This window comes from Parendozoicomonas verongulae, assembly GCF_009711465.1.
Lineage (GTDB): Bacteria > Pseudomonadota > Gammaproteobacteria > Pseudomonadales > Endozoicomonadaceae > Sansalvadorimonas > Sansalvadorimonas verongulae.
The window spans coordinates 392-675 of record NZ_SMME01000533.1 but is presented as its reverse complement, the minus strand read 5'-3'; the positions used below and the strand labels follow the sequence as shown (position 1 = coordinate 675).

Annotated in this window: 1 protein-coding gene; it reads left to right on the top strand. The window is 49.3% G+C overall.

Annotated features, from left to right (window positions below; all coding sequences use genetic code 11):
- On the top strand, nucleotides 1-284 hold a 284-nt coding region (locus tag E1189_RS22795), incomplete at both ends, for a hypothetical protein (protein ID WP_230459947.1).

Here is a 284-nt window from a genome sequence, read left to right as displayed (position 1 = left end):
GGGCAGACTGTTTCAGGTTATGGGGGGCACAGACAATCTACAAGTGGCTTTGGACATCTATACCCGGCTGCGCACTCGGGCGACAGGTGGGGTGGTGAACACTCCCTCTGAGGACAAGGAGATCGAACTGGGTCTCGCAACTGTTTTCACTGAAATGGGAGCATGGAAGCAGTTTGATGGACTGCAACTCGATAAACAGTTGTTTTCAGGGTTTGAAACCTGTTTATATCTGAGTATTCGTTACTTCCTGGAATTAATGGACGTTGAGAAAAGCTTGCCCGGAG